The 1,318-nt window shown below is 37.8% G+C and carries 1 protein-coding gene; it reads right to left on the bottom strand.

What is annotated here, in order from left to right:
* Window positions 1–38 precede the first annotated feature (38 nt).
* On the bottom strand, window positions 39–1,318 hold a 1,280-nt coding region (locus GYY69_RS12635; protein WP_174798003.1), incomplete at its 5' end, for a hypothetical protein.

Below are 1,318 nucleotides of genomic sequence, written 5' to 3'. Positions count from 1 at the left end.
CGGTTGATATTTGGATGGCATTATTACATTCTCCTTTTTTAATTGATAATATGTTCAATGCGCAGTGGCGATTTAGCGTCTTTACCTTGCCAGTAATGTAATATGCCAATCACTTTTTTCGCTTTTAGCCTTAATTCGGCAACTTTTTGGTCTATCGTCACTGTATCATTTATATTTGATTTGATAGGATAATCTTTAGAAGCAACCCAGCGCACTAAATCATAATTACATTGATTGGGTGATACCGTAACATGTAAATTTTTATCGTCTTTACCTTTTTCAATTTTGACCTTAGCCGATTGCTCTTCAGAATCTGTTAGATAGACCATACAGACATAACGGCTGTGCGCATCAAAATTGGGCAGTTTAATATGCACATGCAACCCACCGGCATAAATTAATGCAGCGTTTTCATCTGAATCATTACGAATATCGTCCAAAAAGAACTCCATATCATAAGGTTGATAATTTAAAGCCAAATAAACCCCTGAAAGATAGGCAAAATAGTCATTTAATGCCGCACTGGTGCCAACAGCGGTGAGAGGATAAGGTTGCCCTTTTTCTGGGTGTTTATGGTTACCAAAATAGCAACGGTTAAACCAAATTTGCAGCGGTGACCAGCGATCTGCTTCTGAGCCTATATACACCAAAATTGCGCCAATAACGGCTAACGCTATTGCCAACAAAGCAAATGCTATTGATGAAGCAACTACAGCTAATAAACCACTAAAAACAGATAAAAAGCCTCCTATACCTATTAACCAAGCATCACTAGAATCCCCATTAATACCATAATTAATCCCTTTATAAATATCCATTGCCCCGTCCAATATCGTAATTAGCGCTAGCGTTCCTCCAGTGACTTTTATAAATTTATCACAACCTGGTATCATGGTGGTAAAGATATTGGTTTTGGGTAATACACTACCAACTAGTTTAATCGTGTGGGCCATTACTTCGGCCGACATTAACGACATAATTACACAAGTCTTTGCCATATCATTAAGAATTTCCTCTTTCACTTCTTGCCGCATTTCACGGCATTGAGCTTCGAATTCTTGCCTATTTTGACTGTATAAAATTCCTTGCAAAAATATCATTATCCCATTCATAAAAATCCCTTTGGTGGCATCGAACTTGATTCGTCGTTTGGCGACTTGCTCTATTGCTTTTTCAAGTTTATCTAGAGTTAGCTCGCCACTAAATTGGTGGGCGTGTTTAATTTTAGCGCCTAATACCTTTTTGGCTTTGGCAAGGGTGGTTTCTTTTAAATTGCCGCCTTTTTTCAACTCATCAATCATGTTATTCATTGAGGCAA

Source organism: Gilliamella sp. ESL0250 (assembly GCF_013345045.1).
Lineage (GTDB): Bacteria > Pseudomonadota > Gammaproteobacteria > Enterobacterales > Orbaceae > Gilliamella > Gilliamella apicola_H.
Note: the sequence above shows the minus strand (reverse complement) of the source record. Positions and strands in the feature narration are given on the sequence as shown.